The following is a 23,226-nucleotide window of genomic DNA, read 5'->3' as shown; positions in this document are numbered from 1 at the left end:
TGATTAAACGAGTCAAAAAGACACATAAGGGTTTATTTGATATGACTGATGCGCCTCTCTCCGTGTTAGTGGAGATCGCTGTGGATCTCGCCAATAGTCTGACCAATGAAGACCGCTTTGATCGCTTGTTGAGCGCAGTGCGCACGGCGATACCCTGCGATGCGGTGGCGCTGCTCGCTTTGCGTGAGGATGTGCTGGTTCCATTGGCGGCGCAGGGCTTGTCGCCAGATATTTTGGGGCGTCGTTTCAAGGCGGACGAGCACCCGCGTTTTGAGCGATTGACGCAGTCGCGGCAGCCGGTGCGCTTCGCTGCAGACTGTCAGTTGCCAGACCCCTATGACGGCTTGCTGCTGGCGACGCAAGGGGATCTGCCGGTGCACGCTTGCATGGGCTTTCCCTTGTACTCGGACAATCGCCTGATCGGCCTGCTGACTCTGGACAGCCTGAGCGCGGGCGTGTTCGACGATATTTCCCTGAAGACGCTATCCATTCTTAATGCTTTGGCCGCCGCAACATTACGATCCGCCGAACTGCTGAACATGTTGGAGTACAAGGCCAGTCACGCCCATGAAGTGGCGTTGGCGCTGACCCAGGAGGCATTGAGCCGTGACGGCGGCGAGCTGATTGGTGAAAGCGCCGCCATGGCGCAGTTACGGCGGGAGATCCGACTGGTGGCGTCCTCGGACTTTAATGTTCTGGTGACTGGAGAGACCGGTGTGGGGAAAGAGCTGGTCGCCCGCACTCTGCACATGCAGTCGTCCCGCTGTAACGAACCTCTGGTGTACGTCAACTGCGCCGCCGTGCCGGACGCCTTGGCGGAAAGCGAGCTGTTTGGTCATGTGCGAGGCGCCTTCACCGGCGCTAACAGTGATCGTATGGGCAAGTTCATGCTGGCGGATGGCGGCACCCTGTTTCTCGATGAAATCGGCGAGTTGTCATTGGCGGTGCAGAGCAAACTGCTGCGGGCGCTGCAAAGCGGAGAAGTGCAAAAAGTGGGGCGGGACAAGCTGGAAAAAGTAAATGTGCGGGTGATCGCCGCCACTAACCGGGACCTTGCGCGAGAAGTGAAAGCAGAAACGTTTCGCGCAGATTTATATCATCGTCTGAGCGTCTATCCCATTCAGGTTCCACCCTTACGTGAACGCGACCAGGACGTCTTGTTGCTGGCGGGTTATTTTATCGCCGCGACGCGTCGCAAGCTGGGTATGGAGCAGATTCGTCTGGCTCCGGCGGTGAATGAGGCGTTGCTGGCTTACCCCTGGCCGGGGAATGTGCGCGAGCTGGAGCATACCATCAGCCGGGCGGCTCTACGCGCCAGAAGCGAGCAGGCGGGCAAGCGGATCGTGACGATCCTGCCGGAGCACTGTGATCTTTCTGTTCCGCCTTCTTCCGCAACGATGTTGCAGCCGGATCACGCTGTCTCCGCTGAGCTGGCTTCATCGCTTAAGCCTGTTAACCTGAAAGAAGAAACGGAACGGTTCCAGCGCGAACTGATTCACCGCACTCTAGCCGAAGAGCAGGGCAATTGGGCCGCCGCGGCGCGCGCCCTATCTTTGGACCGCGCCAACCTGATCAGGCTGGCCAGGCGGCTGGGCGTTCATGTGGAAAGGCGGCATGTTATCGTGCGCGACAAACCGTAGTTCGCAACAAACAACAGTTCGCTACAAACAATAGTGCGCTACAAACAATAGTGCGCTACAAACAATAGTGCGCTACAAACAATAGTGCGCGAACAAAGACCTAAAATCGAAAACTGGAGTAGTCGTTTATGTTCTGGAAAAAGCAAAACAAGGGGCAGAATGAAGCCGAACTGTTAAGCGAGCCCAGGCCGCATCACTACACATTCGCCCATATCGCCATGCGTAAGTTTTGCGAAAGTGATCCGTTACAGTTATTCGCCTTGATCCCCACCGAGGAGCGCACGCACCTGATTGATTTCCTCTGGTCCAAAGTGTGTGAAAACTGCGACGCGGAAGGCAAAGCGGATTTTGATCCGGGTGACATCGAATTCGCCACCTTACGAGTGAAGGACTACCCGACAATCCTGATGAAAATGCCGGAAGCCAAAGCCGTCGCTGAAGCGATGCTGGTGGCGATTGTATTGACGGCGGGACCGGAGATGAAACTAGAAAATGGGACGCCTCCATTCCGCTACTTCACACTGGAACTTGGCGTAAGTACGGAAGGCGGATTGCGTACCGTCATGTGTGAGTGGCGCGGCGATTCCCACGCCAACATGGGGGATGGGCCAGAGCCGGAGGCGAGAGCGTTTTTGCAACGTGTGGAGAGCCTGCTCTAAAGGGGCTCTGAAGGCCTCGGAGACTTTACAGTGATATGACAGGGGCTAGACTTATAGCCACCCCCATGAATATTGCGGCGGGAAGTCATGCTGGTCTCACGCTGGTGCTGTTTCTTCATGTTGATGCTTTGTCGCGCCCTGCCAACTTATGCTGAAACGGCGGGAAGCGCGACAGCGGCGTTGGACGTCTACATCTCTGAATATCCTCCCTTCTGCTACACGGAAAATGGCGTCGCCAAAGGCATGGCGGTTGAAACCGTTGAGGAAATCATGCGAACGGTAGGGGAGGCTTATCCAATTCAATCCACGCCTTGGAAACGGGGCCTGTATTACCTGGCCAACAAGTCCAACGCGGCGTTATTTACGGTGACTCGCACTGAGCAACGGGAGTCGTTGTATAAGTGGGTGGGGCCGGTGGCGATTGCCAATCTGGTGTTTTTCGCCGCTAAAGACGCCAATGTTCAGATAGACAACATGGACGACGCCCGCGCTGTGTCTCGCATCGGTACGGTGCAGGGGTACTCCGCTGAAAAGTTACTGCAGCGACAAGGATTCACTAATTTGGTCAGTAACCCGGGGAGCGAGCAGTTTAATCCGGGTAATTTGGTGCGGGGGTATCTGGATCTCTGGGTGACGGTGGATGTGGTCGGCGTATTTACGGCAAGGTTGCAGGGCATCGACCCCGGACTGCTGAAAATCGTTTATGTCATCCAGGAGCAGCCCAAATATATCGCCTTCTCCAAAGAGGTTCCGGATAACGTGATTCAGACTTGGCAGGATGCTCTGGATGAAATGAAGCGGGACGGGCGCATGCAGCATATTACTCAGAAATGGCTGGGGGAACATTGATTTCCAGCGGTTTGCTTTAGTCCTGCGAATGCTGAACAGGGGAGAGGCTATCCATTTCAATACGCCACAGAGCCAGGAGCATTTCAGTAAGCTCCAAATCCGTCACGGTATCGTCGTAAATACTGAACAATGCTTTGGCATAGGCGATGCGCAGGTCCTGGCTGGTTGGCTGCGCGTACTCCGGGTTCTGCATCAATTCGCCGGTCGCCCTCATCACGGCGGCCTGCCACCGGGCGGAGGTCTTGGGACCTCCGTCGGTGTGTTGAATCAACTTATCCTGCTCCAATCGCAATAACGTAGGGTCCTTGAACGCTTCATGCCGCTTGAGAGGTTTGCTGGCTTTTAACATGGCGGACAATATCAAGCGTTTCCTGTTTGAATGTGTCGTAGTCAATTTGCTGGGCGTTGATAAAGGTGCTGCCCATCATGGAAAGCGCGCCCATCAGGCTGGCTTCGGCGATCTCATCATCAGTCGCCCCAAAAAGCCGGGCGGCTTCGGTATGGAATAGTGCGCAGTATTTGCAGCGGGTTGCGCCGGACACTGCGAGGCCAATCAGTTCTTTGTATTTATTGGGGACTTTGGTTTCCGACAGCCAGAAATCCCGGGCCATTGTCCAAAAGCCGTTCACACCGCTTTCTGGCATTTGCCTGATCCATTCCGGAACCAGTCCTAAGGTTTGCTCGATTTCTCGATAGGTTTCTTGAATTGTCATGTGACACCCCCTTGCTCCCCCGTTAGGGAAGCCTGATCAGTATAACACCAGGGGTAACCGGTTTTTCTCTGGTGTTGACTGGCGTTGAAAAAACGTCCACTTTTCAAAAGCTTGCTCTTAGATTTTTTAGCGCCTAAAGAGTGGCCGGTTAGAACATTGCGGCAGAAGCAAAGAGGCCTGGGAATACAGTTTTATTTGACTTCAACCCATTGAATCAAAGAGAAAAAATCGTCTGTAATGTAGTGAATGTCCCAAAATACGAAAAATGATGTATTATTGCGGCTCGTTTTCAGACGAAATCCTGACAGCGCCCGATGAAATACACAGACGAAAAGCGAATCCTGAATCCCACAGGCAAATCAATGACCATATGGATAGAGCCCTGGGCTCTTGAAGTGGAAGTCCCACCGGGAAAAACCGCCTTATTCACCGCCGACAGCGAAACGGCAGGTCAATTCGAAGTGCGGATCCAAGACGATACCTACACTATCTACGCCTGGTGCGGCAGCAGCCTGAAAGTCACCATCGACGGAGAAAAAGTCTGGGACCTGGACACCCTTAGAGTGCCGGAACTCCCAGAAGGCGTCACCGTACGCAACTTCGTGGAGATGAGCTTTGAGGGGGAGAGTGGGGTTGTTTGAGGAAGGCTGCGCGTCTTTTGTCGAAAATAGCTCCCGCTCACTCCTTCTAACGTTTTTAGCAGCTTGTAAAAAATGGCCCCGACAATTGCGGGGCCATATAGTTTAATAACCTATTAAAGCTACTAGCTTAGTTCTCGAATAGACAGCCTCTTTGATAGCTAAAAGGTACTACTAACGCTGTAGGTATTTAATTAAACCAGTTTTTGATGGTCGGTATCTTTGCGCCATATTGTCTTAAAATACTATTGCAGCTTGGATCTGTATCTATCTTTGATATCCAGATCGAATCAGCTCTATCTTTATATTCTATTAATAGGAAGCACTTTGCTTTATGTTCTCCGAAAAACTTTAATGCATATTTATGAATGGCTCCCGCCTTTCCTGGTGAGAAATTTGGTATTTCTTGAGGTAGTGCTTGCGCCAGTTTTTCCTTGTCAGCTTTGAAACATTCACCTGTAATTTCATAACCATCCAAGTTGCATAACCAGAGCTCATCGGAGGATAAGATGGAGCTTTTTAACTCTGATAGTAAGGACGTTTGCCTCCTCCATTCATAGCTATAATGGAGGGCGGCAAGTATTATTGGGACGACGATAAGTAATGGTTTGTATTTTTTCATTAAAGAGTATAGATATATACGTTTCAGAATGCTTGTGTCAATAGGATAAGAGTCATAAATTCTTCATTACACGAAACTTCACAGACTTTCTATCCTTATTTTTTCCTGAAAATGAAGAGGCAAGATAAAAAAATATAATTATTAGGGAGAGGCAAATAGAATAAATTAACGCTCCATATATTTTCTCTTCTAATTTCATGCTTAGACAGCGAGGTCCTATTAATAATCCGGAAAAGCCAATAATTACTCCAATAAAAACAAAGCCGAATCGTTGCTTGTTAATTAACCGGGGCATAAAAAAACTGCACACAGAAAATACAATAATTGGTACAGATAACCAAACCACACTTTCTATATCCATATTTTATCTAAATCATTATGTGTAAAATCTGAGTGGACAATACTGCCCGTTCTGGTCTGTCTTTTTCAACTCAAAAGGCCCTGAACTGTTGCCAAATATTAGATGGTCGAGATAACTAAGTTGGTATCCGCTTCCCTTTCCCGGCCGTCTGCAGAGGGGGGCAAACATGCGAACATAGTTGGTCATCAAGACAAAAGCATGGATGTCGACCTGATATTTGTCTGCTACATCCTTCAGAAAAGAGAGATAAGGCTTGTAATTCGCCTCATCGTAAAAGCTGAATTCACGATTGTTGCCCCGCTGGAAGATGTGGTGAGCACGGCCTGGGTGATAAAGGCGAGGTAAACGAGCCATCAGAATAATCCGTTTCTGAAAGAAAGGCTGGCAGGTTAACTCTCAAGCATGCAGGCATCAATGACCCTGACCCTATCGACTGTTCCCAACATACATCATTGAGCCCCCTTACAATGCAAGTGCTTATGATGTGACATTTATTTATGGAAAAATGCGCCTCGATGAACTGTTTGAGGCGCAATAACTGAAATAATCGTTACTTATCAGAATTCAATCATTATGATGTTGGCAGATTATGCTGCAGCCCAATGACTATCTGCGCCGTTAGTCTATGACTACCTCATCGATTTTTTTTACCATAATACCACTCTTGAAGTGTATTAATTTTTTTCTGAAATGAGAATCTGAGTTGCTTTTTGAGTAAACCCATATTTCAATCTCAGTACTATCATCATCGACTAAATAAGATTCCAATGGTGGTCCAAGAAAAGTGATGGCGTTTTCCTGTGAGCTGCCAATCTCCAAGTTGGTAAATGCTTGATCCGAATAGTTTCTCGAATATAGTGTTGTATCACCAAAGATGAAAATCAATATCTCATCAATGACCAAGAAGGTCGATGCAGCCAATAAGGATGTTATGGCTAATAAGTTAACCGCGACTTTCCTAATTAGCTTTTTTGAACTAAAACTTTCCTTCTGCATGTGAGTTTGCTTGTTCCTTTAGTTTTTTAGCTTTGCTCCAATTGTTAAGTTGTTCTTGAGATTGAAGGCCACCCTTAATTAATTGTCCTAACTCATGCACAAAATTAGGATATTTCGCATCGTTATTCACGGAAGTCGTATCAATAGGGTCAGAGTCATTGATCTTTCATCACGTGAAATTTCTCAGACTTCCTATCTCCTCCTCGTCCCAATGGCCTTGCCCGTCTTCCAGTTTTGGCTTCTATCTCAGCCTTAAAACGATCATTACTCAACACCCAAGCCTTGTTAGTCGCTTCCCGGATCGCAGATAAATTTTGTTCTGGCATCCGACCACGAAATAATAGTCGGTAATGCTTCTGGCGCTTTTCCGCCGTTTTACCCAGTTGCTGGTAAATCGAATGCGGCCTGATCAACTGAATCATTCTCCCAAGGGCATTGTGCCGATAGCTTGACCATGGATATTCAGAAGCATGCTCCACCATCTCCGCTCTGACAGGGTTTAGCTCAATATAGCGATAAACTGTTAACAGGTATGTCTCAGAATCAACTAAGGTGGACTTGTAACGCCCTTCCCACAGAGTGCCGGTGCGGCTATGGGTGTAGTTAAAGTACTGAACATACTTGCGTCCTTGCGCCTGCATCATTCGACCTATTCCCTGGTCGTTTACAGGGGTGGCAAGCATATGAACATGGTTGGTCATCAAGACAAAAGCATGGATGTCAACCTGATATTTGTCTGCCGCATCCTTTAGAAAAGAGAGATAAGCCTTGTAGTCCGCCTCATCGTAAAAGCAGGGCTCACGATTGTTGCCCCGCTGAATGATGTGATGAGCACAGCCTGGGAGATAAAGGCGAGGTAAACGAGCCATCAGAATAATCAGTTTCTGAAATTGAGGTTGGTAGATTAACTCTTACGCATGTAAGGATCAATGACTCTGACCCTATTGATTGATGGGATATAGCCTAAGCAGGAGTAGCCTGCCGAGGCTATTATAGTGGTAGTGTAAGCTGTACCCCTCCTTATACTCCTACTCAGGGGGCTTTAATTATCCATAAGTACACTATTTATAATTGGGGGTGGTGTAGTCAATTTTAAAGTCTTCCCAATCGCTGAGCTTTATATAAATATCTTTTGTTTTCTCAGGCCGTATGACGACAAGCCTATTGTCGCCAAGCCATTTTACTTTAACTTCTTCTTGACCTTTCATAGTAAATATGAAGTCGTCCACATTATTGCCATTAAAATTTGAATTCCTATCTCGTATGATAATTGCCTGAACATAGCTTGTTGTTGCGCCACAGTTACGCTCAAAAATCGTAGCAATATTCATCCCATTAGGGGAGCTCACTTCATCTATTATTCTATTTCCACAGCTTGATGAGCACCCCGAAAGAAAGGCGATAAAGCTTAACGCTATTAATTTAAATAACACTCGCAAAAATTTATACCACTTTCAATTTGAGCTTGGTCAGTAGGATCATCCCCATAAGGCGGACTACCTCCCCAAGGATTAAATCTGGAGCCGGGTTCTCCCCAATTTGGGAGTGATGTGCCCGCGCTTTGCTGAGCACGACCAGCTTCTCTGTACAAAGTGCTTGAGGAAAAACCAAGGGCTGTTCCTGTAGCTCCGTAGTGAAAATTACCAAAATCCTGATATTTTGCCCCCTGCTGCTTGTAATCCCATGGTCCTCTATTGCGGACTTGGTTATAAAACCAAAATGGACTAAGCTTTCCTTTTGCTACAATTATATTTAAATATATATTTGTTCCAACTGGAGATGGCGGGACTTTTCCACACTTGGTTTGATCCATTTCTGATGTGTAATACCCACTAGGAGGAAGTGGTCCTATAAAGTCATCTGGATACTCTTCTAAACCATAAGGATCAACTTTGGTTATCGGGTTTTGTGAAACATAAGCATAAGTGTTCAGCCCTCCCTTTAACCCAATCGGATCACTTTGAGCATACCGGCCTAAGCTTGGATCATAATCCCTATAATAGTTATAGCTGAATCCCATCTCTAAGTCAGCATACTGCCCTGGAAAACGCAGGGGCTGAACGGCAGTCCCTGTCTCCTTCACAGTCTCCCCAAACGGAGTCTGCTGGGTTTTCCAAACGACATTTTGTTCGTTGTCGGTCATCGCCTGAGGCGTGCCCAGGTGGTCTGAGTGGATAAAGTACAGGTCGGCTTCCGCGTGCGCTTGTGCGCTGAGCAGGGTGGCCAGTGAGAATAGGGCGCTGAATAAAATCGTTGTTAATTGGTTTAGGCTTTTCATGTCTGTTACTCCTTACTCGCCGGCCCATTCCACTTTGATGGCGTCTGCAATGACGTAGCCGTTGGCATTGTCAGAGACGGAGACTTTTGCGTTGGCGTCCAGGGGGAATACGCCGATCTGGCTCCAGGAGCCGCCGCCCTGTTGTTGGTTCACTTGCACGCTTTGCGTTCCTGATTGGGTCTGAATGTCGTACTTCACGTTGCTGGCGCGGGAGGAGCCGTCGTTCCAGTAGGCGTAAACGCGGTAATTGCCTGCCCGCTCGATAGCAAGGTTCCAGGTGAAGACTTTGCTTCCAGTTCCGGAGGGGGCGTAGTGGTAGTTATCGCCATAACGGGCGGGGGAATAGCTGGAAACACTCCAGCCGCCAGTCTGCGTCGCTGCGGCGTCGCTATTGTCTACCGTGAGCGGAGCGGGGTCAGGTGTTACGGTCGAGCCAACCCACTCCAGTTTAATGGCGTCCGCAATCACGTATCCGTTAGCGTTGTCGCTCAGCGTGATGGCGGCGGCGCTATTTAGTGAGTAGGAGCCCAGTAGGCCCCAGCCGCCGCCTTGTTGCTGGTTGGCGGTTATGCTTTGCGCGCCGGCGCTGGTCTGCAGGCTGTAAGTGGCGTTGCTGGCGCGGGAGTCTCCTGCGTTCCAGTAGGCGTAGACTTTGTAGACGCCAGCTTTGCTGACGGGGAGTTTCCAGGTGAAGGATTTCCCGCCGCTGCCCGCAGGCGCGTATTGATAGTCTGCGCCATGGCGGACGCTGGAGAAGCTGGACGCGCTCCAGGCTCCGACAGTGGTGACGCCGCTGTCATGGTTGTCGACGATGATGTCGGACACGGGCGTTGTTGCGCCGCCACCGCCTTCCGCCAGCATGGCCACAGGAACGCCGTTGAGGTAAATCATTTCCCGAATGACTTCGCCGCTCGGCTTGGTCTCCGCCAGCAATTGACCGCTTTGGCTGTAGTGGAAATGCACGTTGGCCGCGGGGTCGGTCGCGACTTTGATGACGCGCTGGCCGAGGGCGTTGTGTACGTACATGGCCAGCTGCTCGCCGCCTTTCTTCACTTCTTCTAAACGGTTCTGCTGGTTGTAGATCAGCTCCAGATTGCGGGCATTGTTCTGATCCTGACGGATATTGCCGTTGTCGGTGTAGGCGAACGTGCGTTCACTGACGGCGCCGTCGTCATTGATGTCGACACGGGTCAGGCGGTTGCTGTCGCTGGCGTATTCATAGCTCTCCGACAGGGTCTTGCCGTTTTGCGTGCGGGTGCGCGCGGTACGATTACCCACCGCGTCGTAGTCGTAACGTATATCGCCGTATCCGCCGTCCGCGGTTTCCAGGCGTGACAGGGCGTCATAGCCGAAACTCTGGCTTTGCGCGCTGTCAAGCTGGTCCGTGATGCTGGTGATATTGCCCAGCGGATCATACCCGTAGCTGCGACGCATGACGCTGCTGTCGATGCCGGTCAATTGGTAGTCCTGATCGTAGCTCATGGTGCGCGTCAGGCCGTTGCCGTAGGTAAGGCTCTGCATGGGGCCGAAGGGCAGGTAACTGACGTTCTCCACCACGACCTTTTCCGCTGCGCCGCTATTGGCCAGCGTCGCGACGCGATCTATTTGACCTTCTTCATTGTAGTGATAACGCACGATGCGACCACTGGGGTAGGTGATGTCCGTCAACTTGTTGGCCAAGTCGTAAGCATACAGAGTGACGTAGGTCTGACCCTCCAGCGCGCGGGTTTCCTTCACCAGGTTGCCGCGGTCGTCGTAATGGAAGCTGATGGTTCCAGACTGATCGCTGATGCGAGTCAGGCGACCGACGCCTTTATTGCCGTTGGCGGTGTCGTCATAGCTGTAGGAAATGTTCTCGGCGGGATTCGCGGGGTAGCGAATCTGAGTCACCCGATTCAATGCGTCATAGCTGTATTCAGTCACCACGCCGCGTGCGTCGGTGCGGGTCAGCGCATTGCCTGCGTCATCATGGGTAAAGACAGTCAGGCCAGTGTCCGGACTGTTCTGCTCGTACATGTTGCCAGCGTAATCGTACTTGTAGGTCGTCTTCAGGTTGCGCGGATCGGTAACCGCAATGAGATTGTCCTGAGCGTCGTACTCATACTGGGTGACGCCCAGTTTGGCGTCGGTCACCTTGATCAGCCGGTTCAGCGCGTCAAAGCCCTGTACGGTCTGCTGGTTGTTGGCGTCGGTGACGGACGTCATGTTGGAGTTTTTGTCGTAACCGTAACGGGTCTCATGATTGGCGGCGGTGATGCTTCGGATCAACCGCCCCAGCTCGTCAAAGACCTGCCGCTGCACGTTGAACAGGTTTTCGGCGCCGTCTTTGATCTCCACCTTGGTGCGGTTGCCCATGGGGTCGACTTCATAGACGATCTTGTCGCCGGCGCGGTTAGTGACGCTGCGCAAACGACGCGCGGGATCGTATTCGTAATGCAGGAAGGTTCCGTCCGCCAGGGTGATCTGCTCCAGCAGCCCGACCTTGTCGTAAACGAAGACGGTGATGGCGTCGCCCTGGCTGCTTTTTACGGTGCGCTTAACCGGCTGGCCGCGCCAGTTGTATTCCAACAGGGTCACGACGCCGTTGGCGTCGATAATCTTCTGCGCCAGACCCGCTCCGTTGTAGTTCTCCAACGTGGTGACCTGAGACAGCGCATTGGTGATGGTGTGCAGGTTGCCGTCGTCATGATAGCCGTAAGTGGTGACGTCGTTGACGTCCGTGCGGGGACCGTCCTGGGTCTCCATCAGATTCTGGCTGTTGTAGGTGTAACTCCAGGAGCGATCGGCCCAGCTGTTGGCGCTCATGAATACGCTGGCGATAGCCGCCGCCAAAGCGGTTTTCTTTGCTAACATCATGTGTGTATTAACCCTTAATCAAAAACGTAACATCCCTGTGCGCTTAGTTGGCGGCCACAGGCTGGATGGATTTACTCTTCAGTTTGCCGTCATCGTCGTAGGTGAATTCGGTGATGCGACCCGGCTCGGTGATCTTGGTGGGAAGACGCAATGTTGGGTGCCACTCGGTGAGCGTCACTCGCTCTTCCGGGGCTCCTTTTGCTTCGATGCGTTTTACTTCCAGGCCGCGTTCGTTGTAGTCGTAGTCGGTGATGTTGCCTTCCCAGTCAGTGACTAAGTCAACGTAACCATTTGCGTCATAGGTATATGAAGTATTGGCTCCTGCACAATTGGCGGTTGCGTCCCCTTCAATTTGAGTCAATGTTCGAACGCCATTGATGTACTTATAGTAGTAGGTGCTAATCTTGCCCAAAGGGTTGGTAATTTTAACGCTTGGGTTGGATGCATTGTCCGCTTTGGAGTAATCGAATTGAAAAAGCTCTGCCTTATCTGCATGGTAGGACTTTGTGACTCGACCTATATAATCATATTCCCACGTGGCGAATCTGATACCCAACTCATCCGTAATACCTGTCAGGGCGGTAGAAAATATTTCATGCTCGTAGTGATAGGTCTTTGTGAAAGCGCCTTCTGCATTAAAGCGACTCACCTTAAACAGACGACCTTGCGAGTCATATTCATAGTTTACAGTCTGTCCATCGGATGATGAGATAGATGCAACTCTAGATTGCTCGTTGTATAGGATATCCACAATTACGCCTAACGCCTGTAACTGCACTGGCCGTTGAATGTCAGGATGAATGGATATATCCAGCTCTTTCAAATCCCGGGTTATTACGCTGATCAGTTTGCCAGAGAGATTGAAATTGTATCGATTTCCATCGTTGCCCGACAGAACCCAAACTACCTCGCCGTTATTGACCCTGTTTAGGTCGTAGGCGATATTTGAGTCGGTTACCCAGTTGTTTTGGCCGGAATCAACGTATGTAAATACTTTCGAATCAGGGAAGTTAACTTTTATCTCGTTATCGGAAATAGTAAGTGAATAATCAAAACTGAAACCCCACTTTCCAATACTATTGTCAAAAAAATAGTAGCGGGCAACATCAAAGCCTAAGGGCATTTCGATGTCTTTCTCGTTCTGGTATTTACCTCCTGAGAGAGCATTTACAGGATTACCAGTGCATATATCTGGAGGTGGTGCTCCGTTTCCTGGTGGCTTGTTGGGGGGATTTGCTTTATGACAGTTTTTCCCACTAATAACCATCCCTCTACCATAGTCATCCTCATCACCCCATTTCCAACGCTGCACGTATCCCTTATTCCATGGCTGTAAAGGGCCTTTTTCCATAACACGCCCAGGCCATTTGCTTTGTGCCCATGAAAATCCACACTGTGCTGTTGCGACTGGGGACGATGAGGAACACCCACCTTCAGTAATCCACTGTTCACAGACAAGTGCAGCTTTTACTGATGGCGCAATCGAAAGTGAACCAATAGTCGAAATAAATAACGTGTTTATAGCGAATTTTAATTTACTATATCCCATAGAAATTCCTATTTATTCTGCAATAGTTTGAAGAATTACCTTCTTTTCCAATTTCCCAACATTATCGTACGTGAACTGAGTGGTACGCTCAGGCTCGGTGATCTTGGTGGGAAGACGCAATGTTGGATGCCACTCGGTGAGCGTCACTCGCTCTTCCGGGGTTCCTTTGGCTTCAATGCGTTTTACTTCCAGGCCGCGTTCGTTGTAGTCGTAGTCGGTGATGTTGCCTTCCCAGTCAGTAACCGTATCCACGAAGCCTTTGTTGTCGTAGGTATAGGCCGAGTTGGCGGCTAAGCAATGCTCACTTTCCTGGCCTTCTACCCGAACAATTTTGCGTACGCCGTGAATTCGTTCGAAGTGATAGGTTGTCTTCTTGCCTAGGGCAGTAGTTACAGTAGCTGAGTTATCCTCATTAAAAATAACCGTGGACTTTTCTACTCCGCCTGCATGCTCAGATGTAACAGCCTTGCCGTCCTCATTGTATGTCCAGGTGGCATAACGCACCTCATTTTCATCGGTAATTCCGGTTAATGCATTTGGAAAGCGAGCATCTTCATAATGATAAGCTTTCTCGCTTCCATTTGAGTTGGATGCTTTCAAGATGTTGTTGGGGTTGTCTGAGTCAAGGACATACTCTACTCTTAAACTCTCGTTGAGTTCCGCGCTTAATAGGTAATACCCACCATCAAGTTCCACTTTTATCTGATTTCCATGTTCATCCTTTGCAATAAAGCTTTGAGTGGGATCGCGTGTAATCGTTATTTTTTTCTTGTTTGGATAAATAATTTCCTGTAGCGCGCCTAGCTTGTCAAAGCTGTACTCTTTTCCTTCCTCGTTTATAAATCTCCATTCATCTTTGACTGTATCCCTATATAACTCTGTTGAAAGGTGAGTTATAGGGATGTACGAAGACTTTTCTTGGTCGTATATAAACTCGCTTTTTCTTCCTGAGTCTTCAATAACGTAAATTTTTGTCCAAGAGTCTATTAGCTTAGCTGAATAGCTGTGGCGCCATCTAAGGTCGAGGCTATTATAATATCGAGTGAAATTAAGCTCTTGGCTAAAATAAATATCATTTTCTTCTTGGTATTTATTGCCTGTGCTAATATCGATAGGGTTTCCCGTTTTACAGCTTGGCGGACCATTGGGTTCACTACTAGGCGGTGTGCAAGAACCTTTATTTGCTCTCCACTCTGTATAATTACATGGCTTACAGTTTGCTCCTTCCCATATGTAGGTATATATGGCGAATGCAGGTTCGTCTCCACTTCTGAAATTCACAAGTCTCATGAATTTTCCATCGCTCCAGTTGGAATCCATTTTTGAGACACACTCGCTATAGTTTGATCCTGGGCCTTCCTTGTACCCATTACAAAATCGGCCTGCATACTTCCACTCTCCGCATTCTTTTGCACTTGCGTGTGAGAGTAGTAGTGAAGAGGTGGTGAGCACGGATAAAATGAAATGCTTCATATACTGTTCTCTGTTGAAATGGTGGAGCTACTGGAATTAACAGGTTGGATGGATTTACTCTTCAATTTGCCCTCATCGTCATACGTGAATTCAGTAATGCGATTCGGCTCGGTGATTTTAATCGGCTGTCTTAAAGTCGGGTTCCACTCAGTTACAGTAATGCGTTCGTCTGATGTGCCTTTTGCCTCGACTCTCTTTATCTCCAGACCTGTGGGGCTGTAATCGAAGTCGGTTATGTTCCCTTTCCAGTCGGTAACCAAGTCTTTATAACCATATTGGTCGTAGGTGTAAGAGGAGTTTGCTGCGATGCAATTCTCTGACGCATGTCCTTCCACTGACGTTGGCTTATTCGTTCCATATAGATGAGTAAAGTGGTAAGTAGTTTGCTTGCCCAGCTCGTTAGTGACGGTGGTTGAGCCATCGGAATTGAAGCTGAGAGTAACCCTCTCTGCGCCATCAGCATGCTCTGAAAGAACTGCGCGACCCTGGTCATCGTATTTCCAGGTGGCGAAGCGAACGCCTTTTTCATCGGTAATGCCTGTTAGGGCATGGGGAAAGCGGGAGTCTTCGTAATGGTATTGTTTTGATATATCCGCGGAGTTATCAAGGCGGGTTAGATTTCCATCAATATACGTATAATTAAACGTCACCCCGGCAGGTGTAATCATCTGTGTCACATTTCCACTCGCATCTTTACTCATGCGAAGTGTTCGCCCCAAGTTATCCGTGACGATAGTATCCGTATCCTCATAGGAGTATTCGGCGTATGCTCCCGTAGCCAACCTCTCTGCACGAGTTAACTTTCCATCACTGTTATAGGTATAGCGCACTCCATTTTCATCTAATGTAATGCCGGAGGTGCTTTTTGTGGTGGTTGGTGTAATGCCGCCAGTCGAAGGCTTGATGGAAATGTATTCAATTTTCTTTGCATTTCCTGTGGCTAAATAATAAGTGGATGTGCCATCGCTTAGATTAGATTTTATCCAGGGTCTAACAAGGACAGATCCATCAGTGCGAAGTACTTTTTTGTCTGTCGTACTGCGGGATAAATTATCTCTCCATTGGCCTGTGGCGCTTGAGTATGTACGTGAAAAAGTAAGAAGCCCTGACTTGGCATCCTGATAGTCGACTTCTGTTTGGCGTTTTTCGCCTGTAGATACATCTATAGGATTCCCCGCACAGACTTCTGGTGGTTTGCTCTGTGGAACCGGCAAACAGGAGTTGTTTGAGTATGACTCGGTTCCAGTAGGGCAAGACTCTTTATTTGGGTAGTAAAACGAAGCGTAGTATTCGATGCTTACACCATCAAGTTTGACGCTTTTCCAAGCTTTTCTGAACCCTAACTCGTGATGACTACAGCAAATTCCCCCGCCATCTGAAGAATCTCTTGGCTGTTTCTCAACAGCTAGCCTGGCTGCCTCATAGTTAAGAAATTTACCAGGAATCGTGACACTTTCTCCTGCTTTTGCGGCATGAGAATAAATTATAAGCAGGCCCAGTAGAGATAGCGCAGAACCATTACGAGGGTTGCCTTTCAACAAGTGTTTCAAACTAAGCTCCTTATATTCGAATTTGTATAGGCTCAGACGCTTTAACTGGGATCACAGAAAGCAGCAACGATTTAAGAGTGAGAAAAGTGGCAGGGATGAGATGTGTATTTGCCTCCATGCATATCATTGAAAACAGCTATCGTCCTTATGCTTTGGTCAAAAAGTATAAAGGAATTGGAATGGCTGAAAATCATAACGAAAATTTAATGGTCTCTCCATATGCCAAAAGTATTATCTCTCAGGGCAGTGGTTTTTTATTGCCGATTTTGAGGGTAAGGATCGAAACGACATCATTTTATTTAAAAGGAAAAATATGAACTTCGTATTAACGGATTCCCCGACTCAAGAAGATATCGATGTCATTCATAATGGTTTGATTGCTTACAACCTGAACTATATGGATATGCGGGAGATGAAGGATCTGGCGGTTTTTTATTCTGATGATCAGAGCGCCAAGTTGGCGGGGGTGGTTGGAGAGACGTTTGGGAATTGGCTTAAGGTTAAATATTTGTGGGTGTCCGAATCATTGCGCAGTAAAGGGATTGGCGGGGAGTTGTTGGCTCGCGCTGAGGCGGAGGCGATCAAGCGTGGTTGTCGTTATGCTGTTTTGGATACATTCAGTTTTCAGGCATTGCCTTTTTATGAAAAGAAAGGGTACACGCTGCAATTTACATTGGAGTCGTACCCCAAGCACAATCAGGCCAAGCATTTCCTTACCAAAGAATTGATTCAACCAGACAATGAGAACGCTTGACGATTTATATAGGGATACGATGGCTTTATTGCAGAAGGCCAATGTGAATTACCGCGAAGAAACTCACGAACCCGTGTTCACCTATGAGAAGGCGGAAGAGGTGGCCAGACGTTTTGGCTTCACCGGCGCGGAAAGCAAAAGTCTGTTCATGAAACTGAAAGACGGGCGTTTTTGTATGTTGGTGACGCTGCAGCATCAGCGCCTAGATTGGAAACAGTTAAAGAATGCGCTGGGCGGAAAGGCGTCTTTTTGCAGCGATGAAGAGTTAACAGAAAAGACCGGGTGTGAGCCGATGTGCGCCTGTCCTTTTGGACATCCTGCTGATATCACGCTGGTGATTGATGAGTGCATTTTTTCCAGCGAGAGGCTGGTGTTTTCTCCCGGGCCGCCTGAGAAGACGGTGGAGATCAGCGTTGAGGATGTTCGCAAGGTGCTGGACTGTTGCGACAACCCCGTGGTGTATCTGACTGAGCGGTAGGCGGAGTAGACGGAGCCATTCGGCCCCGTCTGAGACAGGTTCGCGGCGTCGGGTGATTAAACCGCTTGACCCATTGTCCCTGTGCGATATTTCACCAAGTCTTCGATAGTTAAGACCGGCATGGCGTGTTTCTCTGCGAATACGACGATTTCCGGCAGGCGCGCCATCGTGCCATCGGGATTGGTCAGTTCACAGAGCACGCCAGTGGGCTTCAAGCCCGCCAGACGCATCAGGTCAACCGTGCCTTCCGTATGTCCTCGACGGGATAGCACGCCGCCGGGTTGTGCGCGCAAGGGGAAAACGTGACCCGGGCGGGCTAGATCTTCCGGTTTGGCGTCGTCAGCAATAGCGGTGCGGATGGTGGTGACCCGGTCCGCGGCGGAGACTCCAGTGCTGACGCCTTCGCGCGCTTCAATGGTGACCGTAAACGCGGTGCCGTTTTTGCTGGAGTTTTCCGACACCATCATCGGCAATTGCAGGCGGCGGATAACGTCATCAGTGAGGCACAGGCAAACGATGCCGCTGCATTCGCGGATCAACAGCGCCATTTGCTGCTCGGTCAGCGTTTCTGCGGCGTAAATCAGATCGCCTTCGTTCTCACGGTCTTCATCGTCCACCAGCAGGACGCCCTGACCATTGCGAATGGCTTCCAGGGCTTTTTCCACCCGGGTAATAGCATCGCCGAACGGCGCTAATAAAGAAGTTTGTGGCTGATTCATGGGTTCTCCATTTGAGTTACCAGAATCAGGGCTGTGGGAATACGACCGACTTACACCGGTCAACAGGCGTACGACCGCAACAGGCCGTGGTGAAATCCGCGGCCCCGCTGCGACATTGGCCTTATTCTCTCCCATCCGGACTGTTACCGTCGGCTCCGGCCTCTCACCGGATCTGCTGACCCTGCTGAACGACAGCAGGCGCTCGCGGGCTCGTCCACTGGGGGACATACCGCCGGTAGGGAATTTCACCCTGCCCTGAGAATAAGTTGATTAAATGTGCGCTTTAAAAAAGCGGAGGCAGGATACCCCAGCGGAAACAGGTTCACAATGTTCAATCTGAGAGGCGGGCGGCCTGAACGACGAAGGTCGCCCGCACCGTTAGCGGTCAGGGGACGTCTTTACTGCAAAGCCGGTGGGTTACAGCAGTTGAAACTTCACCGCCAGCCCTCCCATCAGCGTTAGAATCAGCCCGGTGGTGCCGAGCCGGATCAGCGTATGCCAGGCGGTCTGCTTGGCGTGTCGCAGCGCTTGCAGCAGCGCGCGTAGTTCACGGATATCGGAAAAAGCGTCCTCTCCTGTCAGACCTAGATCGAGCAGCGCCCGTCGGGCGCCTTTCTCCGCTGCGCAGTCCAGCAGCGCATCCAGTTCCTCCCGAGCGAGGCTCACCATGAGTTGGGCTTTTGAGGTGTCCATGTTCTCCTCCTGAGGTGTATTGGCGTATCGATGACTTGCATTGATGATCGAAATTCCTTCTTCGTTTGCGTTCTTCGCGCACCCTTTCTTAGAGAGGGCTATGTTGCAGCTTATCCATCGAAACGACCAAAAAACGCAGGGGTATATTGTGGAGGTGAAATTCATCGAAGTGCGGCAAAATGTCGCATTGGGCGCGGACGGCTTGGCAAGTGGTATCATGCCCACAATTCCGGGGTTTGATCGTTATGAACACAACAAAATATTTCGCTTGGCTGTCTACGCCGTTACAGCGCGATAGTCTGCGCTATCTGGCTTATTATCTGGCCATGCAGTCCATCTCATTGGTGGCTTTGCTGGCCCTGTTCAGCGGCCACTGGCGGTTGGAGCTGCCACCGCGTTTGCCCTGGGCGGTCATGCCGGCGCAGTTGGCGATCACCGCGTTAACCTGTCTGGCTTCCATACGGATAAGGGAGCTGACCACCGGGCGCTATTTGGCGGTGCTTCTGGCGTCCACTTTGTTGCTGGGCTGGTTTCTGCATGACACTGGCGGACATACGAATCCATTCATTTCATTATTGCTGATGCCAGTGGCCATGGGCGCTGCGTTGCTGGGATGGCAGTCCAGCCTGATTCTGGCGACGGTCTGCGTGAGTATCTATTTTGCGTTGACGCAGGACTTCGTTGCGCTGACCAGTAGTCGTCCGGACGGTTTGCAGAACTTCATGCGCTTGCATCTGGCGGGGATGTGGCTGACGTTTTTGTTGTCCGTCGCCTTGCTGCTGATTGTCGTGGCGCCGCTGACCCTGGCCATCCGGCGGCAGCGTGAGCAGATCGCCGCGCAACGGGAACAGATGCTGCGCGACGAGCGGTTGGTGGCGACGGCTATCTTCGCCGCCGGCGCTGCGCATAAACTTGGCGCGCCGCTGGGAACCCTGGCGTTGTTGGTGGACGATCTACGTCATGATGTGGCGGATGCCCAGGCCCAGGAGGATCTGCGCTCCATGGCGACGCAGATCGATTTGTGCAAACAGACCCTGTCTTCAATGATGCGTCAGGCGGAGGACATTCGTACCGGCGTGGTGCGCAGCGAATCCCTGGAAGGCTTCGTGCAGCGCCTGCGTGAGGAATTCTCCCTGTTGCATCCTGCGGGGTCATTGCGTTTGGCGAGTATTGAGAATCCACAGGCGGAAGTGCGTTCAGAAGAAATGCTCGATATGGCGATTCTGAATCTGCTCGATAACGCCGCTAAAGCCAGCGCGGAGGACCCGGTAATGGATGCGTGTCTGAGCGATGGCGAACTGTTATTGCGCATCCATGACAAAGGCCCGGGTCTGCCGGCGCTGGTAAGACAGAATCTGGGCAAATCTTTTGTTTCTATGCGGGAAGGCGGTAATGGTCTGGGATTGTTTTTGTCCCACTCCACCATTGAACGCCTGGGCGGCAGTTTGAGTCTGCTCGACGCCGCTGATGGAACTATTACGGAAATCCTGTTGCCGATGCCGCAGGGCGCGCGCTGCGACGGGGAGAATGCGACCCTTTCACAAGGAAATCCAAACGGTGAATACGCCGCTGCTATTAATCGATGACAATCAGGTTTTTCTGCAAACTCTGGCCCGCTCTCTGAGCCGACGCGGTGAGTCTGTGCTCACCGCCAGTTGTGGTGACGAGGCGCTGGCTCACCTGGAAGACAGTAGCCCGAGCCGGGCGGTGCTGGATCTGAATCTGGCGGGGGATAGCGGTCTACAACTGCTCACCGAGATGCTGCAACGCCAGCCGCAGTTACAGGTAGTGATGTTGACGGGCTACTCCAGTATCGCCACCGCAGTGGAAGCGATCAAACGCGGCGCGTTGAATTATCTCTGCAAACCGGTGACGGCGACGGAATTGCTGGCCGCTTTTGGCGAATCCCGCGAAGAAGCGCCGGTTGAGTCTGAAGTGGATACGGATGCGACGCTGTCCGTGCGGCGCCTGGAATGGGAGCACATTCAACGAGTGTTGCAGGAGAATGAAGGCAATATCTCAGCGACGGCGAGAGCGCTGAACATGCACCGCCGTACTTTGCAGCGGAAACTACAGAAAAAACCCGCCCGGCGTTGATGGCCGGGCGATAAAGTTTCCGCAGAGTGTTCGGGACGTTGAAGGCCCACCGTGAAGCCGGACAAGCAACGACCCTGGGAAGGAATGCGACCGGAACTGCGCAAAGGGGAGTTTACGCCGGACGCTCTGTACCTTGCTGTGATGGGAAGTTTAGAAGGAGTGGGCCGCTGTCGGGAAGACGGCAAATTGTCGCACCCGGAATGGCTTAGATCGGCAGGCTGAAAAGGATCAGACGGAGCGGTTTGACGAGCGCCGACAAACCACTCCGTAGATAAAGAATTTAAGCGTAGTAGGCGGCAGCGATGCGCGCCGCCAGGGCTGCGTTATTGAACACCAACTGGATGTTGGCTTTCAGGCTGTCGCCGCCAGTAATTTCCGCGACTTTCGCCAGCAGGAACGGCGTGGAGTCTTTACCGCTGACGCCATTCTCTTCCATTTCCGTCAACGCGGCGTTGATGGCCTGGTCAATCTTGGCGCGGTCCATGGCGTAGGCTTCCGGGATCGGGTTGGCGATCACCACGCCGCCGCGCAGGCCCATTGCCCATTTGGCTTGCAGCGCCGAAGCGATCTGCTCTGGCGTATCCAATTGATAATCCACATCGAAATCGCTGTCGCGGGTGTAGAACGCAGGCAGGGTGGACGTCTGATAGCCCACCAGAGGCACGCCATGAGTTTCCAGATATTCCCGGGTCAGGCCCAGGTCGAGAATGGATTTGGCGCCGGCGCAGATGACCGCCACGTCGGTGTGCGCCAGTTCCTGCAGGTCGGCGGAAATATCAAAGGTTTCCTGGGCGCCGCGATGCACGCCGCCGATACCGCCGGTGGCGAAGACTTTGACTCCCGCCATGGCCGCCAGGATCATTGTTGAAGCGACAGTGGTGGCGCCGTCGCCGCCACGGGCGACGATAAAGGGAATGTCACGACGACTGGCTTTGGTGACGCTCAAACCGGCCTGGCCCAGGTATTCGATCTCTTCTTTGCTCAAACCGACTTTCAGGCGGCCTTTGATGATGGCGATAGTGGCGGGAACCGCGCCGTTGTCGCGCACGATCTGCTCCACCTGCAATGCTGTTTCCGCGTTTTGCGGCCAGGGCATGCCATGGGAAATGATGGTTGACTCCAGCGCCACGACCGGTTTGCCGGCCGCCAGAGCGGCTTGTACTTCGGGAGATACGTCCAGATAAGTATTCATAAAAAAGCTTCCTCTAGTAAACGGTTCACAGTCGCCAGGGACATATTCGGGTTGATGGTCGCCTGGTGCGACATGGCCACCGCCGAGGCGGCGATGGCGAAGTTAACGGATTTGGGCGTGGGCCACTGCGCCAGCCAGCCATAGGCGAGGCCGGCGAGAAACGCATCGCCGGCTCCATTGGCGTTGACCGGCTGGATTGGCGGCGGCGGATACAGTTGGTGACGGCCGGATTCACTGACGTAAACGCCCTGGGCGCCGAGACTGATGCAAACGCGCTGCACGCCTTTTTGATGAAACCAGGAGGCCAGCTGCGATAACTGTCCGTCATCCTCGGCGTCCATCCCGGAAAGGCGTTTCGCTTCCGCCAGATTGGGTTTGAATGTGTGGATGGCGTCGAGCAGCCCGCGTAACTTGTCCGACTTGGGCCCAGACACAGGGTCCGCGAATATCGGCAGATCAGGGAACTGGCTGAGCAGGTACTCCAATACGCCGGCGGACAGGTTAGCGTCGACGATCAGCAGGCTGGCGCGCCGGATCATATCGGCATGGCTGCGCAGGTATTCGACGCTGAGACGATCCAGAATCTGCATGTCGTTGATGGCGACGGACATGTCGCCGCATGCGTCCAGCACTGACAGATAGGTGGAGGTGGCGGCGTCGTCCAGCTGCAGACAATGACGCATGTCGATGCCGCATTGCAGGCCTTGCTCCAGCAGCGTCTGCCCGTATACGTCCTTGCCCAGCGGCGCGATCAACCGCACGTCCAGGCCCAGTCGCGCCAGGTTTTCCGCAATATTGCGGGCGACGCCGCCGGGAGAGCAGCTGACATGCCCCGGATTGGAGTCACGGGGCAGCAGTTTGTCTTTGGGCTGCCCGAGGATATCCATGTTGGCGCCGCCAATCACCACAACGTAGGGATTGTCCGCGAGGATATAGCCTTTGCCGCGAATCGCGCCTTTGTTGGAGAGGTTCATAATATGACCCGCCACGGCGGAGCGGCTGACGCCCAGACGATCGGCCAGGGCCTGTTGAGAGATGAGCGGGTCCTGGCGGATTAAATCCAGGATCTCTTGTTCGCGTTCGGTTATCACAAACAAATGTCCGTATGT

The 23,226-nt window shown here is 51.3% G+C and carries 26 protein-coding genes and 1 riboswitch; of the genes, 10 read left to right on the top strand and 16 right to left on the bottom strand.

Annotated elements, in window-relative coordinates:
• Positions 1-41: 41 nt before the first annotated feature.
• The 3 genes from norR to O5O45_RS19280 all read left to right on the top strand — a co-directional run bounded on the left by norR (position 42) and on the right by O5O45_RS19280 (position 3,148).
• Positions 42-1,640: a nitric oxide reductase transcriptional regulator NorR gene (norR, locus tag O5O45_RS19290; protein ID WP_305900983.1), complete on the top strand. Its 1,599-nt coding sequence runs from the start codon at positions 42-44 to the stop codon at positions 1,638-1,640.
• A 128-nt stretch (positions 1,641-1,768) separates the two neighbouring features.
• Complete coding sequence (locus O5O45_RS19285) at positions 1,769-2,299, top strand: hypothetical protein (RefSeq protein ID WP_305900982.1); 531 nt, start codon at positions 1,769-1,771, stop codon at positions 2,297-2,299.
• 87 nt (positions 2,300-2,386) lie between these two features.
• Positions 2,387-3,148 (top strand): substrate-binding periplasmic protein, encoded by a 762-nt coding sequence (locus tag O5O45_RS19280; RefSeq protein ID WP_305900981.1) that lies wholly within the window; start codon positions 2,387-2,389, stop codon positions 3,146-3,148.
• Positions 3,149-3,164: 16 nt separating this feature from the next.
• On the opposite strand, the gene O5O45_RS19275 is transcribed toward O5O45_RS19280, so the two are convergent.
• A complete protein-coding gene (locus O5O45_RS19275) occupies positions 3,165-3,497 on the bottom strand; it encodes a hypothetical protein (protein WP_305906226.1) in 333 nt (110 codons plus the stop codon).
• A complete protein-coding gene (locus O5O45_RS19270) occupies positions 3,463-3,861 on the bottom strand; it encodes a carboxymuconolactone decarboxylase family protein (protein ID WP_305900980.1) in 399 nt (132 codons plus the stop codon). The genes O5O45_RS19275 and O5O45_RS19270 overlap by 35 nt, the downstream gene beginning before the upstream one ends.
• Before the next feature lie 362 nt (positions 3,862-4,223).
• Here O5O45_RS19270 and O5O45_RS19265 point away from each other — a divergent pair, with 362 nt between their 5' ends.
• A complete protein-coding gene (locus tag O5O45_RS19265; RefSeq protein WP_305900979.1) occupies positions 4,224-4,502 on the top strand; it encodes a hypothetical protein in 279 nt (92 codons plus the stop codon).
• A 187-nt stretch (positions 4,503-4,689) separates the two neighbouring features.
• On the opposite strand, the gene O5O45_RS19260 is transcribed toward O5O45_RS19265, so the two are convergent.
• Both O5O45_RS19260 and O5O45_RS19255 read right to left on the bottom strand, forming a co-directional pair.
• The gene (locus O5O45_RS19260) at positions 4,690-4,977 is read right to left on the bottom strand and encodes a glycosyltransferase family protein (RefSeq protein ID WP_305900978.1); all 288 of its coding nucleotides are present in this window, start codon (positions 4,975-4,977) and stop codon (positions 4,690-4,692) included.
• A gap of 196 nt (positions 4,978-5,173) precedes the next feature.
• Positions 5,174-5,482 (bottom strand): hypothetical protein, encoded by a 309-nt coding sequence (locus tag O5O45_RS19255; RefSeq protein WP_305900977.1) that lies wholly within the window; start codon positions 5,480-5,482, stop codon positions 5,174-5,176.
• Positions 5,483-5,680: 198 nt separating this feature from the next.
• Here O5O45_RS19255 and O5O45_RS19250 point away from each other — a divergent pair, with 198 nt between their 5' ends.
• Complete coding sequence (locus tag O5O45_RS19250) at positions 5,681-5,827, top strand: hypothetical protein (protein WP_305900976.1); 147 nt, start codon at positions 5,681-5,683, stop codon at positions 5,825-5,827.
• A gap of 273 nt (positions 5,828-6,100) precedes the next feature.
• Here the strand turns inward: O5O45_RS19250 and O5O45_RS19245 are convergent, their stop codons facing one another.
• From O5O45_RS19245 to O5O45_RS19210, 8 genes are all read right to left on the bottom strand, one after another.
• Positions 6,101-6,478 carry a hypothetical protein gene (locus O5O45_RS19245; protein WP_305900975.1) on the bottom strand — a complete coding sequence of 126 codons (378 nt, stop codon included), beginning with the start codon at positions 6,476-6,478 and terminating at the stop codon, positions 6,101-6,103.
• A 155-nt stretch (positions 6,479-6,633) separates the two neighbouring features.
• Positions 6,634-7,347, bottom strand: coding sequence for a transposase (locus O5O45_RS19240; protein ID WP_305900974.1), 714 nt, complete (start codon positions 7,345-7,347; stop codon positions 6,634-6,636).
• Between the two features lie 192 nt (positions 7,348-7,539).
• Positions 7,540-7,911 (bottom strand): DUF5412 family protein, encoded by a 372-nt coding sequence (locus tag O5O45_RS19235; protein WP_305900973.1) that lies wholly within the window; start codon positions 7,909-7,911, stop codon positions 7,540-7,542.
• Complete coding sequence (locus tag O5O45_RS19230) at positions 7,896-8,756, bottom strand: RHS repeat-associated core domain-containing protein (RefSeq protein ID WP_305900972.1); 861 nt, start codon at positions 8,754-8,756, stop codon at positions 7,896-7,898. Before O5O45_RS19230 ends, O5O45_RS19235 begins: the two co-directional genes overlap by 16 nt.
• Positions 8,757-8,768: 12 nt before the next feature.
• Positions 8,769-11,612, bottom strand: coding sequence for a golvesin C-terminal-like domain-containing protein (locus O5O45_RS19225; RefSeq protein WP_305900971.1), 2,844 nt, complete (start codon positions 11,610-11,612; stop codon positions 8,769-8,771).
• A gap of 43 nt (positions 11,613-11,655) precedes the next feature.
• On the bottom strand, positions 11,656-13,161 hold the full coding sequence (locus O5O45_RS19220) for an RHS repeat domain-containing protein (protein WP_305900970.1): 1,506 nt from the start codon (positions 13,159-13,161) through the stop codon (positions 11,656-11,658).
• Between the two features lie 12 nt (positions 13,162-13,173).
• Positions 13,174-14,634, bottom strand: a complete 1,461-nt coding sequence (locus O5O45_RS19215; protein WP_305900969.1) for a DUF6531 domain-containing protein — start codon at positions 14,632-14,634, stop codon at positions 13,174-13,176.
• On the bottom strand, positions 14,631-16,184 hold the full coding sequence (locus O5O45_RS19210; protein ID WP_305900968.1) for a DUF6531 domain-containing protein: 1,554 nt from the start codon (positions 16,182-16,184) through the stop codon (positions 14,631-14,633). Before O5O45_RS19210 ends, O5O45_RS19215 begins: the two co-directional genes overlap by 4 nt.
• Positions 16,185-16,261: 77 nt before the next feature.
• Between O5O45_RS19210 and O5O45_RS19205 the strand changes: the two genes are divergently transcribed.
• The 3 genes from O5O45_RS19205 to O5O45_RS19195 are packed head-to-tail and all read left to right on the top strand — an operon-like array spanning position 16,262 to position 17,416.
• Positions 16,262-16,501 (top strand): hypothetical protein, encoded by a 240-nt coding sequence (locus O5O45_RS19205; RefSeq protein ID WP_305900967.1) that lies wholly within the window; start codon positions 16,262-16,264, stop codon positions 16,499-16,501.
• Positions 16,498-16,938 (top strand): GNAT family N-acetyltransferase, encoded by a 441-nt coding sequence (locus O5O45_RS19200; RefSeq protein WP_305900966.1) that lies wholly within the window; start codon positions 16,498-16,500, stop codon positions 16,936-16,938. The genes O5O45_RS19205 and O5O45_RS19200 overlap by 4 nt, the downstream gene beginning before the upstream one ends.
• Positions 16,939-16,957: 19 nt before the next feature.
• Positions 16,958-17,416 (top strand): YbaK/EbsC family protein, encoded by a 459-nt coding sequence (locus O5O45_RS19195; RefSeq protein WP_305900965.1) that lies wholly within the window; start codon positions 16,958-16,960, stop codon positions 17,414-17,416.
• A 56-nt stretch (positions 17,417-17,472) separates the two neighbouring features.
• Here O5O45_RS19195 and ribB read toward each other — a convergent pair whose 3' ends face one another.
• Both ribB and O5O45_RS19185 read right to left on the bottom strand, forming a co-directional pair.
• Positions 17,473-18,135, bottom strand: coding sequence for a 3,4-dihydroxy-2-butanone-4-phosphate synthase (gene ribB / locus O5O45_RS19190; RefSeq protein ID WP_305900964.1), 663 nt, complete (start codon positions 18,133-18,135; stop codon positions 17,473-17,475).
• 119 nt (positions 18,136-18,254) lie between these two features.
• A riboswitch (FMN riboswitch) is annotated at positions 18,255-18,402 on the bottom strand.
• Between the two features lie 150 nt (positions 18,403-18,552).
• A complete protein-coding gene (locus O5O45_RS19185; RefSeq protein ID WP_305900963.1) occupies positions 18,553-18,828 on the bottom strand; it encodes a DUF6127 family protein in 276 nt (91 codons plus the stop codon).
• A gap of 245 nt (positions 18,829-19,073) precedes the next feature.
• Between O5O45_RS19185 and O5O45_RS19180 the strand changes: the two genes are divergently transcribed.
• Complete coding sequence (locus O5O45_RS19180; protein WP_305900962.1) at positions 19,074-20,414, top strand: sensor histidine kinase; 1,341 nt, start codon at positions 19,074-19,076, stop codon at positions 20,412-20,414.
• Positions 20,377-20,925: a response regulator transcription factor gene (locus O5O45_RS19175; RefSeq protein ID WP_459077244.1), complete on the top strand. Its 549-nt coding sequence runs from the start codon at positions 20,377-20,379 to the stop codon at positions 20,923-20,925. Before O5O45_RS19180 ends, O5O45_RS19175 begins: the two co-directional genes overlap by 38 nt.
• 280 nt (positions 20,926-21,205) lie before the next feature.
• Here the strand turns inward: O5O45_RS19175 and O5O45_RS19170 are convergent, their stop codons facing one another.
• Positions 21,206-22,117, bottom strand: a complete 912-nt coding sequence (locus tag O5O45_RS19170) for a pseudouridine-5'-phosphate glycosidase (RefSeq protein WP_305900960.1) — start codon at positions 22,115-22,117, stop codon at positions 21,206-21,208.
• Positions 22,114-23,208, bottom strand: a complete 1,095-nt coding sequence (locus O5O45_RS19165) for a PfkB family carbohydrate kinase (RefSeq protein WP_305900959.1) — start codon at positions 23,206-23,208, stop codon at positions 22,114-22,116. The genes O5O45_RS19170 and O5O45_RS19165 overlap by 4 nt, the downstream gene beginning before the upstream one ends.
• Positions 23,209-23,226: the final 18 nt, after the last annotated feature.

Origin of the sequence: Hahella sp. HNIBRBA332 (assembly GCF_030719035.1) — a bacterium.
Taxonomy (GTDB): Bacteria; Pseudomonadota; Gammaproteobacteria; order Pseudomonadales; family Oleiphilaceae; genus Hahella.
Note: the sequence above shows the minus strand (reverse complement) of the source record. Positions and strands in the feature narration are given on the sequence as shown.

Excerpts from the sequence above, each read along its gene's own strand:
- O5O45_RS19255 (WP_305900977.1), bottom strand. The coding sequence starts at position 5,482 with ATGGATATAGAAAGTGTGGTTTGGTTATCTGTACCAATTATTGTATTT.
- norR (WP_305900983.1), top strand. The coding sequence starts at position 42 with ATGACTGATGCGCCTCTCTCCGTGTTAGTGGAGATCGCTGTGGATCTC.
- O5O45_RS19250 (WP_305900976.1), top strand. The coding sequence starts at position 5,681 with ATGGATGTCGACCTGATATTTGTCTGCTACATCCTTCAGAAAAGAGAG.
- O5O45_RS19285 (WP_305900982.1), top strand. The coding sequence starts at position 1,769 with ATGTTCTGGAAAAAGCAAAACAAGGGGCAGAATGAAGCCGAACTGTTA.
- O5O45_RS19200 (WP_305900966.1), top strand. The coding sequence starts at position 16,498 with ATGAACTTCGTATTAACGGATTCCCCGACTCAAGAAGATATCGATGTC.
- O5O45_RS19220 (WP_305900970.1), bottom strand. The coding sequence starts at position 13,161 with ATGGGATATAGTAAATTAAAATTCGCTATAAACACGTTATTTATTTCG.
- O5O45_RS19270 (WP_305900980.1), bottom strand. The coding sequence starts at position 3,861 with ATGACAATTCAAGAAACCTATCGAGAAATCGAGCAAACCTTAGGACTG.
- O5O45_RS19195 (WP_305900965.1), top strand. The coding sequence starts at position 16,958 with ATGGCTTTATTGCAGAAGGCCAATGTGAATTACCGCGAAGAAACTCAC.
- O5O45_RS19185 (WP_305900963.1), bottom strand. The coding sequence starts at position 18,828 with ATGGACACCTCAAAAGCCCAACTCATGGTGAGCCTCGCTCGGGAGGAA.
- O5O45_RS19215 (WP_305900969.1), bottom strand. The coding sequence starts at position 14,634 with ATGAAGCATTTCATTTTATCCGTGCTCACCACCTCTTCACTACTACTC.
- O5O45_RS19275 (WP_305906226.1), bottom strand. The coding sequence starts at position 3,497 with ATGTTAAAAGCCAGCAAACCTCTCAAGCGGCATGAAGCGTTCAAGGAC.
- O5O45_RS19265 (WP_305900979.1), top strand. The coding sequence starts at position 4,224 with ATGACCATATGGATAGAGCCCTGGGCTCTTGAAGTGGAAGTCCCACCG.
- O5O45_RS19170 (WP_305900960.1), bottom strand. The coding sequence starts at position 22,117 with ATGAATACTTATCTGGACGTATCTCCCGAAGTACAAGCCGCTCTGGCG.
- O5O45_RS19230 (WP_305900972.1), bottom strand. The coding sequence starts at position 8,756 with ATGAAAAGCCTAAACCAATTAACAACGATTTTATTCAGCGCCCTATTC.
- ribB (WP_305900964.1), bottom strand. The coding sequence starts at position 18,135 with ATGAATCAGCCACAAACTTCTTTATTAGCGCCGTTCGGCGATGCTATT.
- O5O45_RS19280 (WP_305900981.1), top strand. The coding sequence starts at position 2,387 with ATGCTGGTCTCACGCTGGTGCTGTTTCTTCATGTTGATGCTTTGTCGC.
- O5O45_RS19225 (WP_305900971.1), bottom strand. The coding sequence starts at position 11,612 with ATGATGTTAGCAAAGAAAACCGCTTTGGCGGCGGCTATCGCCAGCGTA.
- O5O45_RS19180 (WP_305900962.1), top strand. The coding sequence starts at position 19,074 with ATGAACACAACAAAATATTTCGCTTGGCTGTCTACGCCGTTACAGCGC.
- O5O45_RS19245 (WP_305900975.1), bottom strand. The coding sequence starts at position 6,478 with ATGCAGAAGGAAAGTTTTAGTTCAAAAAAGCTAATTAGGAAAGTCGCG.
- O5O45_RS19240 (WP_305900974.1), bottom strand. The coding sequence starts at position 7,347 with ATGGCTCGTTTACCTCGCCTTTATCTCCCAGGCTGTGCTCATCACATC.